Origin of the sequence: Kitasatospora sp. NPDC057965, from assembly GCF_042887135.1 — a bacterium.
Lineage (GTDB): Bacteria > Actinomycetota > Actinomycetes > Streptomycetales > Streptomycetaceae > Kitasatospora.
The window spans coordinates 1-19,234 of record NZ_JBHVPZ010000040.1 but is presented as its reverse complement, the minus strand read 5'-3'; the positions used below and the strand labels follow the sequence as shown (position 1 = coordinate 19,234).

General features: G+C 73.2%; 17 protein-coding genes. 13 read left to right on the top strand and 4 right to left on the bottom strand.

Features of this window, described 5'->3' with window-relative positions:
* Positions 1-103 precede the first annotated feature (103 nt).
* Both ACFVVU_RS34875 and ACFVVU_RS34870 read right to left on the bottom strand, forming a co-directional pair.
* A complete protein-coding gene (locus ACFVVU_RS34875) occupies positions 104-778 on the bottom strand; it encodes a heme oxygenase (biliverdin-producing) (RefSeq protein ID WP_387793928.1) in 675 nt (224 codons plus the stop codon).
* Between the two features lie 218 nt (positions 779-996).
* Complete coding sequence (locus ACFVVU_RS34870; protein ID WP_030397564.1) at positions 997-1,488, bottom strand: inorganic diphosphatase; 492 nt, start codon at positions 1,486-1,488, stop codon at positions 997-999.
* Positions 1,489-1,631: 143 nt separating this feature from the next.
* Between ACFVVU_RS34870 and dacB the strand changes: the two genes are divergently transcribed.
* The 6 genes from dacB to folE all read left to right on the top strand — a co-directional run bounded on the left by dacB (position 1,632) and on the right by folE (position 9,999).
* Entirely contained in the window at positions 1,632-3,236 is a 1,605-nt protein-coding gene (gene dacB, locus ACFVVU_RS34865) for a D-alanyl-D-alanine carboxypeptidase/D-alanyl-D-alanine-endopeptidase (RefSeq protein WP_387793927.1), read from the top strand.
* A 536-nt stretch (positions 3,237-3,772) separates the two neighbouring features.
* A complete protein-coding gene (locus ACFVVU_RS34860) occupies positions 3,773-4,954 on the top strand; it encodes a zinc-dependent metalloprotease (protein WP_380683535.1) in 1,182 nt (393 codons plus the stop codon).
* A 265-nt stretch (positions 4,955-5,219) separates the two neighbouring features.
* The gene (tilS, locus tag ACFVVU_RS34855) at positions 5,220-6,377 is read left to right on the top strand and encodes a tRNA lysidine(34) synthetase TilS (protein WP_380683536.1); all 1,158 of its coding nucleotides are present in this window, start codon (positions 5,220-5,222) and stop codon (positions 6,375-6,377) included.
* A gap of 71 nt (positions 6,378-6,448) precedes the next feature.
* Complete coding sequence (gene hpt, locus ACFVVU_RS34850) at positions 6,449-7,003, top strand: hypoxanthine phosphoribosyltransferase (RefSeq protein WP_049654051.1); 555 nt, start codon at positions 6,449-6,451, stop codon at positions 7,001-7,003.
* Positions 7,004-7,229: 226 nt separating this feature from the next.
* A complete protein-coding gene (gene ftsH / locus ACFVVU_RS34845; protein WP_355357475.1) occupies positions 7,230-9,281 on the top strand; it encodes an ATP-dependent zinc metalloprotease FtsH in 2,052 nt (683 codons plus the stop codon).
* 112 nt (positions 9,282-9,393) lie between these two features.
* Complete coding sequence (gene folE, locus ACFVVU_RS34840; protein WP_030309924.1) at positions 9,394-9,999, top strand: GTP cyclohydrolase I FolE; 606 nt, start codon at positions 9,394-9,396, stop codon at positions 9,997-9,999.
* 64 nt (positions 10,000-10,063) lie between these two features.
* Here folE and ACFVVU_RS34835 read toward each other — a convergent pair whose 3' ends face one another.
* On the bottom strand, positions 10,064-10,858 hold the full coding sequence (locus ACFVVU_RS34835) for a ferritin-like domain-containing protein (RefSeq protein ID WP_380683537.1): 795 nt from the start codon (positions 10,856-10,858) through the stop codon (positions 10,064-10,066).
* 151 nt (positions 10,859-11,009) lie between these two features.
* Positions 11,010-12,164, bottom strand: coding sequence for an alpha/beta hydrolase (locus tag ACFVVU_RS34830; protein ID WP_380683538.1), 1,155 nt, complete (start codon positions 12,162-12,164; stop codon positions 11,010-11,012).
* 377 nt (positions 12,165-12,541) lie between these two features.
* On the opposite strand from ACFVVU_RS34830, the gene ACFVVU_RS34825 reads away from it, so the two are divergent.
* From ACFVVU_RS34825 to ACFVVU_RS34795, 7 genes are all read left to right on the top strand, one after another.
* Positions 12,542-14,377: a phosphatidylglycerol lysyltransferase domain-containing protein gene (locus tag ACFVVU_RS34825; protein ID WP_380683539.1), complete on the top strand. Its 1,836-nt coding sequence runs from the start codon at positions 12,542-12,544 to the stop codon at positions 14,375-14,377.
* A 112-nt stretch (positions 14,378-14,489) separates the two neighbouring features.
* On the top strand, positions 14,490-15,362 hold the full coding sequence (gene folP, locus ACFVVU_RS34820; RefSeq protein ID WP_387793926.1) for a dihydropteroate synthase: 873 nt from the start codon (positions 14,490-14,492) through the stop codon (positions 15,360-15,362).
* A gap of 24 nt (positions 15,363-15,386) precedes the next feature.
* Positions 15,387-15,887: a nuclear transport factor 2 family protein gene (locus tag ACFVVU_RS34815; protein WP_355357491.1), complete on the top strand. Its 501-nt coding sequence runs from the start codon at positions 15,387-15,389 to the stop codon at positions 15,885-15,887.
* A 258-nt stretch (positions 15,888-16,145) separates the two neighbouring features.
* On the top strand, positions 16,146-16,505 hold the full coding sequence (folB, locus tag ACFVVU_RS34810) for a dihydroneopterin aldolase (protein WP_350570091.1): 360 nt from the start codon (positions 16,146-16,148) through the stop codon (positions 16,503-16,505).
* A gap of 58 nt (positions 16,506-16,563) precedes the next feature.
* Positions 16,564-17,163: a 2-amino-4-hydroxy-6-hydroxymethyldihydropteridine diphosphokinase gene (gene folK, locus ACFVVU_RS34805; RefSeq protein WP_380689023.1), complete on the top strand. Its 600-nt coding sequence runs from the start codon at positions 16,564-16,566 to the stop codon at positions 17,161-17,163.
* Positions 17,164-17,321: 158 nt separating this feature from the next.
* Complete coding sequence (locus ACFVVU_RS34800; protein ID WP_380689025.1) at positions 17,322-17,816, top strand: DUF3180 domain-containing protein; 495 nt, start codon at positions 17,322-17,324, stop codon at positions 17,814-17,816.
* 122 nt (positions 17,817-17,938) lie between these two features.
* Positions 17,939-19,153: a hypothetical protein gene (locus ACFVVU_RS34795; protein WP_387793925.1), complete on the top strand. Its 1,215-nt coding sequence runs from the start codon at positions 17,939-17,941 to the stop codon at positions 19,151-19,153.
* Positions 19,154-19,234: the final 81 nt, after the last annotated feature.

The window sequence follows — 19,234 nt, the reverse complement described above, 5'->3', positions numbered from 1 at the left end:
GAAGTCGGCCACGTCGACTTCCTACTCCGGCCAGGGGGCCACGGGAGCAATGCCGAAGAGCAGGAAGTCGGCCAGGCCGACTTCCTGCTCCACGATCGGTCGTTCAGGCGCTCAGCGGGTACCGGGTGTCCAGGTCGCGGAAGAGGGTGCCGTTCAGCTGGAAGGCGCGCTTGCACTCGTCGACCACCCGGCGGCGCTCGACCTCGTCCATCGCCTCGCCGGCGGCGTCGAGCTTGGCGCGGTAGTCGCGCTTGAAGGCGGCCGGGTTGTCCACCTGCTCGAACACGTAGAACCGCACGCCGTCGCCCTTGCGCTCGAAGCCCCAGGTCTTCTCGGCGATGCCCCGGATGATCTGACCGCCGGACAGGTCGCCCAGGTAGCGGGTGTAGTGATGGGCGACGTAGCCCGCCGGCCACTGCTCCGCGAGCTCCTCCAGACGGGCGACGTAGGCGGCGGTGGCGGGCAGCGGGGTGAGCTCCTCGCGCCACTGCGGGCCGCGCAGGTGGGCCAGGTCGCGCTCGATGGCCTCGGTGCGCAGCACCGCCGGATCGATGAAGGGGCCGGCCACCGGGTGCTCCGCCAACTGCTCCGCCCGCTCCTCCAGTGCGCGGTAGACGTACCAGAGCTGGCCGGTGAGGTCGGCGTAGGCCTCGATGCCGAGGTGCCCGCCGAGCAGGCGACTCATGAACGAGGACTGCTCGGCCGCCTCGTGCTCGGCGCTGCTCGCGGTGCGCAGCACGGTGGAGAACGGGACGACGGGCTGCTCGGGTATGGGCATGCGGGCCTCCAGAGATCGAGTACACCCCCGATTGCTTTGGTTAGCCTAACCTAAGCGAGCATCATGCCGACAGGGTGTCGGGAAAAATCGCACGCCCCCGGGAACGGCGAAGGCCGGGGCCGCGGAAAACTCCGCGAACCCCGGCCTCCGACTGCCTCGACCTACCTCAAAGCCCCCCGGCGGACGGACCGCCGGACGGACGAGATGGGCGCGACGGCTCAGTGACCGCCCTGCTCCGCCAGGCGCTTGATCGACGCGGTGACCTCGGCCTCGGCCTCGGCGCGGCCGACCCAGTTGGCACCCTCGACGGACTTGCCGGGCTCCAGGTCCTTGTAGACCTCGAAGAAGTGCTGGATCTCCAGGCGGTCGAACTCCGACACGTGGTGGATGTCCTGCAGGTGCTCCCAGCGCGGGTCCGTCGCCGGGACGCAGAGCAGCTTGTCGTCGCCGCCGGCCTCGTCCGTCATCTTGAACATGCCGATGACGCGGCACTTGATCAGGCAACCGGGGAAGGTCGGCTCGTCCAGGATGACCAGGGCGTCCAGCGGGTCACCGTCGTCCGCCAGGGTGCCCTCGACGTAGCCGTAGTCGGCCGGGTAGCGGGTCGAGGTGAAGAGCATCCGGTCGAGCCGCAGACGGCCGGTCTCGTGGTCGACCTCGTACTTGTTACGAGAGCCCTTCGGGATTTCGATAAGGACGTCGAACTCCAACGGTTCCTCCAAGGTAGGGACTGACAGAATCCAAGTGTCTCCTACGGGAGTGAGTGCTCAGGAAAGGGGCCGGGTCGGTGCGTGCAGGGGCTGGGTCGGGGGACCGACGCGGGGGGACGGCCGCGGGGCTGTTCGGGGCGGCGTTGCTGGTCGCCGGAACGGTGCTCGGAACGGGTGGTGCGTACGCGCAGCCGTCCCCGACGCCGACCGGATCGGCCTCGCCGGGCGGCCGGTCCACCGGGAACGCCCAGGGGGACCAGGACGAGGGCAACGGCCGGCGGGACGGCCACGGGGACCGGGGCGACCACGGGGGCAGGGGCGACCGGCCGGGCAGCCGCGGCAGCGAGTCGCCCCGCCCGTCCGCGAGCTCCACCGGCACGGCCACCGGCACCGCCACCGGTACGGCGGGCACCACCGGTGCCGCCACCACCCCGCCCGGCGCCAAGCCCACCGGAGCCGTCCGCCCCGCCCCCACCGGGACGGTGCTGGCCGCCGCCGGGGCCGGGCCGGACACCGGCGTGCCCACCACCCAGGGCCTCCAGCAGGCCCTCGCCGCCGTGCTCGCCGACAAGAGCCTCGGTACCGTCGGCCTCGCCGTCGCGGACGCCACCGACGGTCAACTCCTCTACGGAACCGGCGAGAACACCGCCGCGACCCCGGCGTCCACCACCAAGCTGGCCACCTCGATCGCGGCCCTGTCGCTGATCCCCGGCGACACCCGGCTGACCACCCGGGTCGTCAAGAACGCGGCCACCGGCGGGATCACCCTCGTGGGTGGCGGCGACCCGACGCTGACCGCGCTCCCCGCCGATCAGGTGCAGATCGGCGGCATCCCCGCCGACCCGGACACCGCCCCCGCCTCGCTGGACGCGCTGGCCACGCAGACGGCCGCCGCGCTGAAGGCCGCGGGCACCACCACCGTCGCGCTCGACTACGACGTCTCCCTCTACACCGGCGCCCTGCTGCACAAGAACCACGACAACGAGAACATCCCCGCCGTCACGCCGCTGATGGTGGACGAGGCCAAGGTCGATCCGAAGAGCCGCGAGGACGCGCCCGCCCGCGTCGCCGACCCGGCCATGGCGGCGGCCGAGGCCTTCGCCAACCTGCTCAAGGCCCAGGGCATCACCGTCCAGGGCAAGGCGAAGCAGGCCGCCGCCCCGGCCGCCGCCGACGCCCCCGTGCTCGGGCGGGTCGACTCCCCGACCGTGGCCCGGCTGGTCGAGCGGCTGCTGACCACCTCCGACAACACGCTCGCCGAGGCGATCGCCCGGCAGGCCGCGGTCGCCGCCCACCAGCCGGCCAGCTTCGAGGGCGCCGCCACCGCCGTCACCCAGGAACTCGCCCGGCTCGGCGTGCCGACCACCGGCATGGTGCTCAACGACGGCAGCGGCCTGCACACCGGCAACGCGATCCCGCCGGTCGTCCTGGTCAAGCTGCTCACGCTGGCCGCCTCCGCGGAGCACCCGACCCTGCGCCCGGTGCTGACCGGCCTCCCGATCGCCGGGTTCACCGGCACCCTCGGCAAGCGCTTCGGCTCCACCTCGGGCGCCGCCGACGCGGCCGGCCTGGTCCGCGCCAAGACCGGCAGCCTGAGCGGCGTCAACACCCTGGCGGGCACCGTCGTGGACGCCGACGGCCGCCTCCTCTCCTTCGCCCTGATGACCCGGACCACCGCCCCCGCCGACACCGCCCGCACCGCCATGGACCGCGTCGTCGCCCGCCTCGCCGCCTGCGGCTGCCACTAGGGCCGGGCCCCCGCCGGGCTCGGGCACCACGTCCGAGTCCGGCGTCCGGGGGGTGCCCCGGGCGGGCGCACCTCCCAGCCCGGCGGGCGGGCCGCAGGCCGAGCCGGGCAGGGTGAATCCGGTGCGGCGCCGCTGCCGTGCCTTCCGGCAGGGCGCCCCGGTGCGAGGCCGGTCGGCCGAGGTGGTGCAGGCATCACGCATGGTGGGGCCGGGGCGGCTCCGCACTGGGGGCATCCGTGGGACCAGGACGGTTCGCCATGTGCCGCAGGGGCGGCTTGGCGGTGCTGTCGGGAGGGTTCCGGCGTGTGGTCGCCGCTCCCTTCCCCGGCGGGCTCCGCGTGGGGTGGCCCTGCTGCCGCACCTTCCGGCCGGGCTGCCCCGGTGCGAGGCCGGGTCGGCCCGGGCCGTGCGGGGGGCGGGCGGCTCCGCGGCGGCGTGGGTGGGTTCCGGTCAACCGGCCGGTGGGCCGTCGGCGGGCCGTCATTGACCGGCCGTTCCGGCTCCCCCAGGCGGGCGGGAGCACGTACGGTGAGGGCATGACGAGCGCGAGCGGCGGTGCCGACATGGTCGACTGGAATCTCGCGGTCGCGACCGCGACCCGGCTGGTGCGGCCGGGGCCCGAGGTGAGCCGGGCCGAGGCGGGCGCGGTGGTCGCCGAGCTGCGCCGGCACGCGCTGGCGGCGGAGGAGCACGTGCGGGAGTTCACCGGCATGCGCTCCAGCAGCCTGACCGAGGCGGCCGCGACCCCGGTGCTGATCGTGGACCGGCCCGGCTGGGTGCGGGCCAACGTGGCGGGCTTCCGCACCATCGTGCAGCCGCTGGTGGAGAAGCTCCAGGCGCGCCGGGCGAACGGGTCGGCCTCCGCGGTGTTCGGCACGGTGGGGGAGAAGGCCACCGGCATCGAGGTGGGCGCGCTGCTGGCGTTCCTGGCCACCAAGGTGCTCGGCCAGTACGAGACCTTCGCCCCGGCCGAGCCCTCGCTGGAGGCGCCGGACAGCCCGGCCGCGCTGTTCGACAAGCCGCGGCTGGGCCCCGAGGGCCCCGGCCCCGGCCGACTGCTGCTGGTGGCGCCGAACATCGTGCACGTGGAGCGGGAGCTGGACGTCGACCCGGCCGACTTCCGGCTCTGGGTCTGCCTGCACGAGGAGACCCACCGGACCCAGTTCACCGCGGTGCCCTGGCTGCGCGACCACATCCAGTCCGAGGTGCAGTCCTTCCTGGCCGAGACGGACGTCGACCCGGGCGCGCTGCTGGACCGGCTGCGGGACGCCGCCGGCTCGCTGGGCGCCGGGCTGCCGGGCCTCGGCGGCGGCCGGGGGGACAACTCCTCCTCGGCCGGTCTGCTGGAGATCGTCCAGTCGCCCGCCCAGCGGGAGATCCTCGGCCGGCTGACGGCCGTGATGTCCCTGCTGGAGGGGCACGCGGACGTGGTGATGGACGGGGTGGGCCCGGCCGTGGTGCCGAGCGTCTCCGAGATCCGCGAGAAGTTCCAGCAGCGCCGGGACCGCGGCGCCAACCGGCTGGACCTGGTGCTGCGCCGGCTGCTCGGCATGGACGCCAAGCTGCGCCAGTACCAGGACGGCGCGGTCTTCGTGCGGGGCGTGGTCGAGCAGGTCGGCATGGAGGGCTTCAACCGGGTCTGGACCTCGCCGAACACGCTGCCGACCAAGGAGGAGATCCACGACCCCGCCGCCTGGGTGGCCCGCGTCGCGCGCTGAGGCGGGGCCCGTAGGGGCCCGCAGGGGCGCAACCGGCGCTCAAACCCGTTCGTACGGGTGGTCCAGTCGTGCACATGGCGGGTGAAGATACGTTTCTTCATTCACCCGAACGTGGGACGGTGGTCGTACCGGTGGCGCGGGTGGCGTAGCGGGTGCCTCCTTTCTGCCACCATCTGTGAGCGCCCGGTAACAGGGTGCTCACAGATGCGCGGTCCCCGCCGCGCCCACCGTCGTCCTGTCCCCCCTCCGCCGAGGAGTCGTCGCCGTGGGCCCTCACCCCGCCGTCGCCGCGATACGCCTGGCCGTTCGCCGCACCCTCACCGACCTCGCCGCCGAGGCCGGTTCCACCTTCACCGCGCCCGTCCGCGAGCCCCGGGAGCCGCGCGAGCGCACCGGCGCCGCGTTGCCCGCCGCCGCGTTGCCCGCCGCGCTGCCCGCCACCGTCGGCACCACGCTGATCGGCAACGCCCACCGCCACCCCTCCGGGCTGCCCCGCACCCCCGCCGCGCCCGGCTCGCCGCTGGTCCTGGTCGCCGTCAGCGGCGGCGCGGACTCCATGGCGCTCGCCATCGCGGCCGCCTTCGAGGCCCCCAAGATCGGCCTGCGGGTCGGCGCCGTCACCGTCGACCACGGTCTGCAGGCGGGCTCCGCCGAGCGCGCCGCCCAGGTCGCCGGCCGGCTGCGGGAGCTGGGCCTGGACCCGGTCGAGGCGGTCGCCGTGCGGGTCGGCCGGGAGGGCGGCCCCGAGGCCGCCGCCCGGGACGCCCGCTACGCCGCGCTGGACGAGGCCGCCGAGCGGCACGCCGCGGTCGCCGTGCTGCTCGGCCACACCCGCGACGACCAGGCCGAGACCGTCCTGCTGGGCCTGGCCCGCGGCTCGGGCGCCCGCTCGCTGGCCGGGATGCCGGCCCAGAAGGGCCGCTACCGCCGTCCGCTGCTGGAGCTGGACCGGGCCGCCACCCGGCAGGCCTGCTCGGCCCAGGCGATCCCGGTCTGGGACGACCCGCACAACTGCGACCCGGCCTACACCCGCTCCCGGGTCCGCCACGAGGTGCTGCCGGTGCTGGAGAAGCACCTGGGCGGCGGGGTGGTCGAGGCGCTGGCCCGCACGGCCCGGCTGTTCCGCGACGACGCCGACGCACTCGACCAGTGGGCCTCCCTCGCTGAGCGTGACATCCGTACGGGCGACGGCGCCCTGGACGCGGCGAAACTGGCCGAACTTCCCCCCGCGGTCCGCCGCCGGGTGCTGCGCCGGGCCGCGCTGCGGGCGGGCTGTCCGGCCGGGGACCTGTTCGCCCGGCACCTCGAAACGATCGACCTGCTGGTCACCGGATGGCGCGGCCAGGGGCCGCTGCACCTACCCGGGGGCGTCGAAGCGACCCGGCGGTGTGGCACGCTGGTCTTTCGGCGACAGGGCGACTGACGGGCGGGCATGCCCCGGGGGAGCCGGCCGCCGGCCATCCAGACCCCGACACGTTTGAGGACGTATCCCCGGTGGACCAGAACGACATGGGCGCTGACCTCGCGAAGGTGCTCATCAGCAAGGACGAGATCGACGCCAAGCTCCTGGAGCTGGCCGAGCGCATCGACCGGGACTACGCAGGCAAGGACCTGCTGATCGTCGGCGTCCTCAAGGGGGCCGTGATGGTCATGGCGGACCTGGCCCGCACCCTGCACTCGCAGGTCACCATGGACTGGATGGCCGTCTCCTCCTACGGGATGGGCACCAAGTCCTCCGGCGTGGTGCGGATCCTGAAGGACCTCGACACCGACATCGCCGGCCGCGACGTGCTGATCGTCGAGGACATCATCGACTCCGGCCTGACCCTGTCCTGGCTGCTCGGCAACCTGGGCTCCCGCGGCCCGGCCTCGCTGGAGGTCTGTGCCCTGCTGCGCAAGCCGGACGCGGCGAAGGTCGAGATCGACGTCAAGTACGTCGGCTTCGACATCCCCAACGAGTTCGTCGTCGGCTACGGCCTCGACTACGCGGAGAAGCTGCGCAACCTGCCGTTCATCGGCACCCTCGCGCCGCACGTCTACGGCGGCTGAGAACCCGTTCGGACGACGGGCGGGAACAGGAGCCTGTTCCCGCCCGTTGGATCCGGGGGACCATAGAAGAACGTCGTATCGCCGTGCTCCCGCCACGTGGGGGTCGCACTGCGGTACGGTCCAATAAACCGCTCTTCACATGAGCACTGACCGAATGCGCCGGCGGCCCAGAGCCACGCGGCGCCGTTGAGTGGCAGGAGGGACGGGGCGGCAACGCCCCGCATGGATGGACGTCAAGCGATACTTCCGTGCGCCGATCATGTGGATCGTGCTGGCCGTCCTCGCCGTTGTCGTGCTGATGCAGGTCGTTTCGGACTCGAACGGCTACAAGACGGTGGACACCGGCCAGGTCGTCGCAGCGATCGACGCGAAGCAGGTCAAGTCGGCGCAGATCACCACAGGTGATTCGAACACCATCAAGATCCAGCTGAAGGACGGCGCCAAGCTGCCCAACGTGGGCACCGGCAAGCCGCAGTCCGGCAGCAAGTTCCAGGCCTCGTACATCGGCGACCAGGGCGTCGCGATCGCCGACAAGCTGCAGGCCCAGATCAACGACAACGATCAGAGCACGCTCTCCGAGGGCTACACCATCAGCCCGGAGAAGCAGAGCACCCTCGTCAGCCTGCTGCTGTCGATGCTGCCCATCGTGATCATCGTGCTGGTCTTCCTGTTCCTGATGAACCAGATGCAGGGCGGCGGCTCGCGCGTCATGCAGTTCGGCAAGTCCAAGGCCAAGCTGCTCACCAAGGACACCCCGAAGACCACCTTCGCCGACGTCGCCGGCGCGGACGAGGCGGTCGAGGAGCTCCACGAGATCAAGGAGTTCCTGCAGGAGCCGGCCAAGTTCCAGGCCGTCGGCGCCAAGATCCCCAAGGGCGTGCTGCTCTACGGCCCGCCCGGTACCGGCAAGACCCTGCTGGCGCGCGCCGTCGCGGGCGAGGCCGGTGTGCCGTTCTACTCGATCTCGGGCTCGGACTTCGTCGAGATGTTCGTCGGTGTCGGCGCCAGCCGCGTCCGCGACCTCTTCGAGCAGGCCAAGGCGAACGCCCCGGCGATCGTCTTCGTCGACGAGATCGACGCCGTCGGCCGGCACCGCGGTGCGGGCCTCGGCGGCGGCCACGACGAGCGTGAGCAGACCCTCAACCAGCTGCTGGTCGAGATGGACGGCTTCGACGTCAAGGGTGGCGTCATCCTGATCGCCGCCACCAACCGCCCGGACATCCTGGACCCGGCGCTGCTGCGCCCGGGCCGCTTCGACCGCCAGATCGCGGTCGAGCGCCCCGACCTCCAGGGCCGTCTGGACATCCTCAAGGTGCACCAGAAGGGCAAGCCGATCGCGCCCGACGTCGACCTGTCGGCCGTCGCCAAGCGCACCCCCGGCTTCACCGGTGCCGATCTGTCGAACGTCCTGAACGAGGCGGCCCTGCTGACCGCCCGCTCGGACAAGAAGCTGATCGACAACAACATCCTGGACGAGGCGATCGACCGCGTCGTGGCGGGTCCGCAGAAGCGCACGCGGATCATGTCCGACAAGGAGAAGAAGATCACCGCGTACCACGAGGGCGGTCACGCCCTGGTGGCGGCGGCCTGCCAGTACAGCGACCCGGTGCACAAGATCACCATCCTGTCCCGCGGCCGGGCCCTCGGCTACACCATGGTGCTGCCGGAAGAGGACAAGTACTCCACCACCCGCAACGAGATGCTCGACCAGCTGGCGTACATGCTGGGCGGGCGCGCGGCGGAGGAGCTGGTCTTCCACGACCCGACCACCGGTGCCTCGAACGACATCGAGAAGGCCACCGCCACCGCGCGGGCCATGGTCACCCAGTACGGCATGACCGAGCGGCTGGGCGCGATCAAGTTCGGCAGCGACAACTCGGAGCCGTTCCTGGGCCGCGAGATGGGTCACCAGCGCGACTACTCCGAGGAGGTCGCCGGGCTGGTCGACGAGGAGGTCAAGAAGCTCATCGAGTCCGCGCACAACGAGGCCTGGGAGATCCTGGTCGAGAACCGCGACGTGCTCGACAACCTTGTCCTGGAGCTCCTGGAGAAGGAGACCCTCAACAAGGAGCAGATCGCCGAGATCTTCGCCCCGATCGTCAAGCGCCCGGCCCGTCCGGCGTGGACCGGCTCCGCCCGCCGGACGCCGTCCACCCGCCCGCCGGTGCAGTCGCCCAAGGAGCTGGCGCTCACCAACGGCGCCACCGCCGCCGAGGCCGCCCCGGCCGACGTGGTGAAGCTCCCGCCGCTGCCGATCGACCCGCCCACCGAGGGCTGACGGGGAGCCCGGCACCCGACGGAATGGATGCCGCGTCACCGGGGTTTGTACCCTGGAGGCGCGGCATCCGTGCTGTTCAACCCTTGTTCGTCAACCAGTTAGCGAGGCCCGCATGATCGACCCGGTGACGCTCGACGGTCCGCCCGCCGTCGGCACCTTCGACCAGAAGCGGGCCGAGAACGCGATCCGCGAGCTGCTGCTGGCCGTCGGCGAGGACCCGGACCGCGAGGGCCTGCTGGAGACTCCGGCCCGGGTGGCCCGGGCGTACAAGGAGATATTCGCGGGACTCTGGCAGGAGCCCGAGGACGTCCTGACCACCACCTTCGACCTCGGCCACGACGAGATGGTGCTGGTCAAGGACATCGAGCTGACCTCGGTCTGCGAGCACCACCTGGTGCCGTTCCGGGGCGTCGCGCACGTCGGGTACATCCCGTCCACCAGCGGCAAGATCACCGGCCTGTCCAAGCTGGCCCGGCTGGTCGACGTGTACGCCCGCCGGCCGCAGGTGCAGGAGCGGCTCACCAGCCAGGTCGCCGACGCCCTGATGCGGATCCTGGAGCCGCGCGGGGCGATCGTCGTGGTCGAGTGCGAGCACATGTGCATGTCGATGCGCGGCATCCGCAAGCCCGGTGCCAAGACCATCACCTCCTGCGTGCGCGGACAGCTGCGCGACCCGGCCACCCGGGCCGAGGCGATGAGCCTCATCATCGGTCGCTGACCGGGGCGCGGCGTCCCCGCGGGCGCCGCGCGGGCCGGACGGGCGCGGGCCGGTCGGATCGGCGTCAGATCGGCTCGGGCTCCGGTTCGGCGTGCGGCGGGGCTGGGGTGCCCAGCGCGTTGCGGCGCGCGGGCATCCGCAGCCGCACCATCCGCCGCCAGCCGTACAGCAGGTCGTAGAGGTAGAGCGCGTGCACGCCGGCCGTGACCACGGTCAGCTGCCAGCGCGGCCAGCCGAGGATCCGCGCCATCCGGGACGTCACCGCGAGGCCGACGTCCCGGTGGGTGCGGATCTCGCCGCGGGCGCTGGTCTCCAGCACGTGGCGGATGTACGGTCCGTGCCCCTCGGCGGTCAGCCGCAGCAGCTCCTCGTGGCAGTAGGCGAGGTGGTTGTCCTCGTCGGCCGAGATCATCCGCATCGCCCGGCCGAGGTCGGGGTTGTCCCCGTACGCCTTGACGAGCTGGCGCATCTGCTCGGCCGCGCGCTGCTCGGTGACCCGGCTGTGCGCCAGGTAGGTGATGATCTCGCGGTCGGTCAGCGGGACCGCGCTGGTCAGCCGCTCGTGGGCGAGGCCGACGCCCTGGCGCTCCAGCAGCATGCAGTAGTCGGTGTCGGCGGGCACACCGACCTTCGGCAGGCCGCGCTTGTGCAGCAGCTGGGCGAAGATCCGGCCGTGCTTGCGCTCGTCGGCGCCGTGCCGGGCGATCTTCGGCGCGAGCACCGGGTCGCGGGTGAGTTCGGTGATCCGTTCGTTCTCCCACCCGCCCTGGTCCTCGCCGCCGGCGGCGATGCTGCAGAACAGCTGGTAGGCCTCGTCGTTCCGGTAGATCTCGTCGAACAGCGATCGGGTGCTGAGCATGGGGCCTCCTGCCCGGATCCGGGGCGGCCCCGGCCGTCGTTCGGCCGGGGCGGTCGAGATACGTCCCCCGCGGCGGCCGGCAGCGCGCCCGACCGGCCGGTAATCACCCGCCCAGCGGCGCCCGGGGCCGGCGGAGGGGGCGGTCGAGGGGTCAGCCGAGGTGGCGGCCCATCCACTCCAGCGCGGCGGGCAGCTCGCGCACCCAGCTCTCGAAGTTGTGGCCGCCGTCGTCCAGGTACATCGACTCCGCCTGGAACTGCGGGTTGGCGGCGGCGACCTGCTGGGCCAGCTCGACGAACTGGACGGTCTGCGGGTAGTCGGACTCCTTGCGGGTGGAGACCACCAGCATCGACAGCGGCGGGGCGGGCAGGTTCTGCAGCCGCCAGGCGAGGTCGCTCTGCTCGGCCAGCGTCCGGTCCCCGCCGAACAGGCTGCCGCCGGTGAACTGGTCCTCGTTGACCTTGAAGTCGGCGTGCAGCCCGCCCGCGCTGCCGAAGACGGCCGGGAAGCGCATCGCCAGCCGCAGCGCGCAGCTGCCCCCGGTCGAGTAGCCGAAGACGCCCCAGGAGGCCGGGGAGCGGCCGATCCGGTAGGCGGAGCGCAGCGCCTCGGGGACGTCCTTGGTGAACCAGGTCTCGGTGCGCGGCCCGCCGACGACGTCCACGCACTCGGTGTCGCGCGGCGGGGCGAGGGTCGGACGGGCCAGCACCACGATGGCCGGCTGCATCCTCCCGGAGCGCTGGAGCTCCACGGCGGTCTGGATGACCGGCAGGTCCTTCATCAGATTGAGCGTGGTGCCGGGGTAGCCGGCGATGGTCAGCAGCACCGGGAAGCGGGTCAGGCCGAGCTTCGGGTCGAAGTACTCCGGCGGCAGGTAGACGAACATCTGGTCGGACAGTCCGGTCTCCTTTCCGGTGATCCGGACCGACTCGACCTTCCCCACCTCCTCGGGTGCCCCTTTGGGCAGGTCCCCGATGCTCTGCATGCCGGCGTCGTCGGTCGGCTCCAGCAGGGCGTCGCCGGCCGGGACGCCGTTGCGGTGGTTCTCGTTGCTGGTGAGGGCGAGCTTGGTGCCGCCGGGGTTGAGCAGGTCGTCCCAGGAGGTGTAGAACCCGAAGGAATTGTTGACGCTGAGCGCCAGCACCGCCAGCACCGAGGCCTGAGTGACGGTCAGCAGTCCCACCCGGCCGAGCATCGGCAGCGGTCGCTGCCGCGCCAGTCTGGGCCAGACCCAGAGGGTGGTGACGAGCGCCGCCGAACCCAGGGCAAGCAGCGAGTTCATCAGCGCGTCGCTGGTCAGTTCCATACCGTCGGCCTTCCGGTGGGACACTGTCGGTGCAGGCTTCATCGTCTGGCGGTGCGTCAGTCCCGGCCACCGCGGCTAGGCTGTCCGGACGCCGGGCGGGGCCCGGGAGGCCGGCGGTGCGCGCACGCAACCGACGCCCTAAAATGCGGCGTCCACCGTACGTAGGACGTACGCGGGGGCCCGTCGCGCCACGCGGTGAGGGGCCCCGGCGCCCACCCCTCGGCTCAATTCGCAGCGCCCCCAGGGTGCCGGTTTACCCTTCGTTTCCGGTTCCTTGGTGTGCGTATTGCCAGATGAAGGAAAACGCATGAAGGTCCATCACGGCTCCCACCCCGGAGTGACCGGACACCCCTCCACAGCCCCTACGCTGAACCTCCATGAGCGTTCCCGTGTCCGTTGAGCCGAGCCCCGAGCAGCCCCCGCGTCGTCGCGGTCTGCAGACGCTTCGCACCCAGGCGGCCGCCGTTCCGAGGGCCTGGCTCCCCGGTGCGGTCGGCTACACCTGTCTGCTGATCGGTCTGGTGGACATCGCCAGCGCGGTGTTCCCCAGGCTCCGGCACACCAGGGTGCACACCTTCGCCGGGCAGTTGCCCGGCGGGACCACCACGCTGGCCGCCGCCGGCACCCTGATGATCGGCCTGCTGCTGGTCCTGCTCGCGCACGCGCTGCGCCGGCGCAAGCGGCGCGCGTGGCGCGCGGTGTGCGTGCTGCTGCCGATCGGCGCGGCGCTGCACCTGCTGCGCTGGCACCAGCTCGGCCCGGCGGTCATCTCGATGGTGCTGTTCGCGGTCATGCTGATCCACCGGCGCGAGTTCTACGCCAAGGCCGACCCGCGCACCCGCTGGCGCGCCGTGGTCAACCTGGTCGTGCTGGGCACCGTCAGCGTCCTGCTCGGCCTGCTGGTCGTCAGCACCCGCACCAAGTACGAGGTCGGCGACCCGGGCCTGTACCAGCGGCTGGAGCACGTGGTCTACGGGCTGTTCGGCTTCGAGGGCCCGGTGCACTACAACGCGGACCGGATCGAGGACCTGGTCGGCTACCTGCTCGGCGCGATGGGTCTGTTCACCGCCCTCACCACCACCTATCTGGCGCTGCGGCCGGAGAAGCCCAAGCCGGAGCTGACCGCCGAGGACGAGGAGAAGGTCCGGGCGCTGCTGCAGCGGCACGGCGAGCGGGACTCGCTCGGCTACTTCGCGCTGCGCCGGGACAAGAGCGTGCTGTTCTCGCCCACCGGCAAGGCCGCGATCTCCTACCGGGTGGTCTCCGGCGTCATGCTCGCCTCGGGCGACCCGGTCGGCGACGTCGAGGCCTGGCCCGGCGCGATCAAGGTGTTCATGGCCGAGGCCCGCGAGCACGCCTGGGTGCCGGCCGTGATGGGCTGCAGCGAGGTCGGCGGCGAGGTCTGGACCCGCGAGGCGGGGCTGGACGCGCTGGAGCTGGGCGACGAGGCGATCGTCGACACCGCGACCTTCTCGCTCGCCGGGCGGGCCATGCGCAACGTCCGCCAGATGGTCAAGCGGATCGAGCGCAACGGCTACTCCTGCCAGGTCCGCCGCGTCGCCGAGCTGCCCCTGGAGGAGAAGCAGCGGATCGCCGACGCCGCGGCCCGCTGGCGCGGCACCGACACCGAGCGCGGCTTCTCGATGGCGCTCGGCCGTTTCGGCGACCCGGGTGACGACGACTGCGTGGTGGTCACCGCCCACAAGGCGCCCGAGGAGGGCGAGAGCGGCGACGACCTCAAGGCCGTGCTGCACTTCGTGCCCTGGGGCGAGGACGGCATCTCGCTGGAGCTGATGCGCCGTGACCGGGCGGCCGACCCGGGCCTGAACGAGCTGCTGATCGTCGCCGCGCTGCAGGCCGTCCCGGCGATGGGCGTGCGGCGGGTGTCGCTGAACTTCGCGATGTTCCGCTCGGCGCTGGCCCGCGGCGAGCGGATCGGCGCCGGACCGGTGCTGCGCGCCTGGCGCGGGCTGCTGGTGTTCCTGTCGCGCTGGTTCCAGATCGAGTCGCTGTACAAGTTCAACGCGAAGTTCCAGCCGGAGTGGGAGCCCCGGTTCCTGGTCTTCCCGAACAACCGCGACCTGCCCCGGATCGGTTTCGCGGCGATGCAGGCGGAGGCCTTCATCACCCTGGGCATGCCCCGCTTCGGCCGCAAGCCGCAGCGCCAGGGGCTGCCGGACGGCCCCAGGCCGGAGGTCACCGAGGCCGCCTGAGCCGTGCGGCAGCGGTGCCGGCCCCCGTCGAGGACGCTCCTCGGCGGGGGCCGGCCGCCTTCCGGGGGGTGGGCGCCGGGTGGCCGGAGGCAGGGGTCGGATAATGGGGGTTATGAGCGATTCGGTGCCCTTCCCGCCGCCGCCCGGACTGCCGCGGCTCGACCGCTGCGCCGTCATGGGCGTGGTCAACGTGACCCCGGACTCCTTCTCCGACGGCGGGCTGTGGCACGACCCCGCCAAGGCGATCGCGCACGGGCTCGCGCTGCGCGCCCGGGGCGCCGACCTGGTCGACGTCGGCGGCGAGTCCACCCGCCCCGGCTCGCAGCGCGTGCCCGAGGAGGAGGAGCTGCGCCGGGTCGTACCGGTGGTGCGGGAGCTGGCCGCCGCCGGGGTGGCGGTCTCCGTCGACACCATGCGGGCCTCGGTGGCCGAGCGGGCCGTCGAAGCCGGCGCGCTGATCGTCAACGACGTCTCCGGCGGCCTGGCCGACCCGGCGATGGCCCGGGTGGTGGCCGGGACCGGCGCGCCGTTCGTGGTGATGCACTGGCGCGGGCAGTCCGCCGACATGGACCGGCTGGCCGTCTACGACGACGTGGTGACCGACGTGGTCGGCGAGCTGACCGCCCGGGTCGACGCCCTGCTCGCCGCCGGCGTCAAGGAGGAGCAGCTGATCCTGGACCCGGGACTCGGCTTCGCCAAGACCTCCGAGCACAACTGGGCGCTGCTCGGCCGGCTCGACGCGCTCACCGCGCTCGGCCGGCCCGTCCTGGTCGCCGCATCGCGCAAGCGGTTCCTGGGTACGCTGCTCGCCGACCCGGAAACCGGGGAACTGCGCCCGGCCCGGGAGCGCGACCACGCGACCGCCGCGGTGTCGGTGCTGTCGGCACGGGCCGGTGCCTGGGCGGTGCGGGTGCACGACGTGGCCGGTACCGCGGACGCCGTCCGGGTGGTCGCGGCCTGGCAGCGCGCCGCCCGGCAGGGATGAGCGCTTGGCGAAGACGGGAGGGTCATGGCGGGTGACGGCAGGTTGAGCGGGGAGACGGCGGGCCGACGGGCCGGCGGGGAGGACCGGGAGGCGGTCCTGGCCGCCAACCGGGCGCTCTACGAGGCGCTGGAGACCGGTGACCTCGCGGCGGTCGAGGACGCCTGGCTGGGCGCCGGCGAGGCGGACGACAAGGGGGGCGTGGTCTGCGTCCACCCGGGGTGGCCGGTGCTGCGCGGACGGGCCCAGGTGACCCGCTCGTACATGCTGATCATGGCGAACACCGAGTACATCCAGTTCATCCTCACCGACGAGGAAGCGGAGGTGCACGGCGATGTGGCCCTTGTCACGTGCACCGAGAACATCCTTTCCGGCGGCGAGGCCGAACAGGAGGGCGAGCTCGGGCCACTGGTCGGGGGAAAGGTCGTGTCCACCAATCTCTTCCGGCGCACCCCGGGCGGGTGGAAACTGTGGTCGCACCACGGTTCACCCGTTCTGACCAGCGCCGACGAGGACGACGAGGACTGATTCCGGGCCGCGGCGGGAAATCACGGGAAAACGTCGCCGGACGGTGACCGGGCAATTCCCGACAAGTCACCGAACGTTCACGTCAATCGCCATTCCGGTGCGCGTGGCGACGGTTCGTGCCGGGTAGGACGGTCGGGTGTTGTCGGCGCGCGCGGGTAGATTCGAAAAGGTCAGCGGCGGGCGCGACGCCCGTCTCCGCCCTGCCCGTCGCTCTTGCCCGGGACGGGGCCCGTCCGACTGGGAGCAGTGATTCGTTTGCTGGACCGCGTCACCCTGAGGGGCCTGCGCGCCCGCGGTCACCACGGCGTCTTCGAGCGCGAGCGGGCCGAAGGCCAGACCTTCGTGGTGGACCTGGTGCTGTACCTGGACACCCGCCCCGCCGCCGCCGACGACGACCTGACCCGTACGGCGCACTACGGCATCGTGGCCGAGGAGGTCACCGCGATCATCGCCGGCGAGCCGGTGGAGCTGATCGAGACCCTGGCCCAGCGGATCGCGGACCAGTGCCTGAAGCACGAGCCGGTGGAGGAGGTCGAGGTGACCGTGCACAAGCCGGACGCCCCGATCACCGTGCCGTTCGACGACGTGACCGTGACCATCCACCGGACCCGCGGATGACCCGCCAGGTCCGTCCGGTGCCCGCCGCAGGGCCCGTCTCAGCCATAGGGGAAGTCCGATGACCACAAGTGACCCGAACGCCGCGCCGAGCGCCTTCGACCTGGAGCAGCGGGTGGACTCGGTCGACACGACCCTGCACAGCCAGCGCTGCGCCGTGGTCGCCCTCGGCTCCAACCTCGGCAACCGCCTGGACACCCTCCAGGGGGCCGTGGACGCCCTCGCCGACACGCCCGGGCTGAAGGTCAAGGCCGTCTCCGCGGTGTACGAGACGGAGGCCGTGGGCGGCCCCGCCGAGCAGCCCGCCTACTACAACGCGGTGGTCGTCCTGCGCACCTCGCTGCCGCCGCGCGACCTGCTGGAGCGCGGCAACGCGATCGAGGACGCCTTCGGACGGGTCCGCAGCGTCCACTGGGGCCCGCGCACCCTGGACGTCGACATCCTGGTCTACGAGGGCGTCGTCAGCGAGGACCCGCAGCTGCTGCTGCCGCACCCGCGCTCGCACGAGCGGGCCTTCGTGCTCGCCCCGTGGCTGGACGCCCAGCCGGACGCCGAGGTGCCCGGGCACGGGCCGGTGGCCGAGCTGCTGGCGGCGCTCGGCGGCCCGGACACCCAGGGCGTCCGGCGGCGCGAGGACATCCGGCTGACGCTGCCCGAGTAGGCCGTTCGTCCGGGGCGGTCCGTGCAGGTCGGGGAACTCCTGCCGGGCCGCCGGGCGTAGACCTAGGGGCACGCCCCGGTCGGGGGCCCGTTGGGCCGGGGCCCGGTACGGTGGCCTGACGCCCTCGTACCCGCCGCCCGGGAAAGGACCTCGTCCGAGTGAAGCTGCTTCGCCTCCGTCTGCTGATCGGCATCACCGCCGCCACGACGGCGCTGTCCTGGGCCGGCGCCAAGCTGTGGGCCGCCCTGGACACGCTGCCCGCGGTACCGGGCGCGGCGCCGGTGGTGCTGGCCGCGGTGGCGGTGATCCTGCTCGCGACCGCGCTCTCGCTGCGCTCGCGGCTCAAGGCGGTGCGCGAGCGGCAGCCCGGGGCGAAGCGGGTGGACCCGCTGGGCGCGGCCCGGGCGGTGGTGCTCGGGCAGGCCAGCGCGCTGGTCTCGGCGGTGGTCACCGGGGTCTACGCGGGCGCCGGGATCTACCTGCTGGGCGAGCTGGACGTGCCGGCCCGCAAGGACCAGGCGATCACCGCCGGCTTCGCGGTACTGGCCGGCGCGGCCGTGATCGCGGCGGCGCTCTGGCTGCAGCACGTCTGCCGGCTGCCGGAGAACCATGACGACCCGGGCGGCCACGGGCCGGCGCCCACCCATCGCTGACCAGCGCATTTCCGGTGATCTTGAGTTATTTTCCGGATGCGTCCGGTAAAACCGGTGCGCTGTCAAGGGCCGAACCGGACCCTGGGCTGACACGGCCCCAATTCGCACGCTAGTTTCGTGGCATGTCTCGCGGACGCCACCGTCATTCCTCCGTCCTCGGCCGGGTCCTTCCCCCCACCGCCGCCGGCGTGCTCATCGTCGCCGCGTTGGGGGCGCTGCTTTTCAGTCAGGACACCGTGCTGGTCCGTTCGGTGGGCGCGGCCGCGGTGCTCGCCACGCTCGGCTTCGCCGTGCTGCTGCGGCAGCGTGACCGGGCCGCGCGGGCGGCGGCCGAGCTCTCCGTCGCCCAGCGGCTGCGGGCCGACGAGCGGTTCGAGGAGCAGCTCGCCGAGGCCGAGTACGCGGCCGAGGTGGCCGAGGAGCGGGCGACCAGGTTCGGGCGCCGGCTGACCGCGGAGAAGTCCCGGCTGGCGAAGGCCGAGACGGAGATCGCCCGGCTGCTCAAGGAGCGGGCCGTGACGGTCGCCGAGCAGGCGCTCAAGGAGGCCGAGGCGGCCCAGCGGGCGCTCGCCGCGAGCCGGCCCAGGCACCCGGCCAGTCCGGCCGCGTACGTCCGCGCCGCGGCCGTGCTGCGGCAGCTGGAGCGGCGGGCGGCGCAGCAGGAGGCCCAGCGCGAGCAGGAGGCCCGGCGGGCGGCGGAGCGCGCGGCGGGTGCGGAGGTCGCGCTGCGCGCGCGGACGGCGCCCGCGACGACGTCCGCGCCCCAGCGGGTCGCTCCGGCGGTTCCGGCCCCGGTCGTTCCCTCGGTGCCCGCTCCCGGGACGGCGCCGTCCGCGGCCGCTCCGGCGGCTCCCGCCGACCCCGCGGCGGCGGTCCGGCCGGCGCTGACGGCGACCGTCGGGCAGCTCGGCGGTGCGCCCGCCGTGCCGCCGGTACGGGCGGCCGAGCGGCAGCGTCCGCGCCCGGCGGCCTCGGCGGCCCCGCGCCCGCAGGGCTTCAGCTTCTTCGGCCGCGGCGCCGGCGCGGCGGTCCGCGCGGCCGCCCCGGCGCCGGCCGTGCGCAGCGTCGCGGAGCTCGGCGAGCGGGCGGACCTGGCGGACGTGGTCGGTGACGAGGCGCTCGCGGCCCAGGCGCAGGAGCAGGCCGAGCAGGCCCGGGTCCGGGCCGATGCACGGGCCCCGGAGCAGTCGCAGGAGCCCGTGCCGGCCGCGACGGGCCCGGAGGCGGAGACCCGGGTGCTGCCGAAGGTCGAGGAGGACGCCCCCGAGGTGGTCGACCTGACCCCGCACGACGAGACCGAGCAGATCGAGGTCCCGGAGCTGCGCGCCTCGCGCTGAGGCGGGCGGCCGGCGGACGACGAGCGGCGGGGGGGGGGGGGGGGGCCCCGCCCCCCCCCCCCCGGTGGCCGGGCCCCCCCC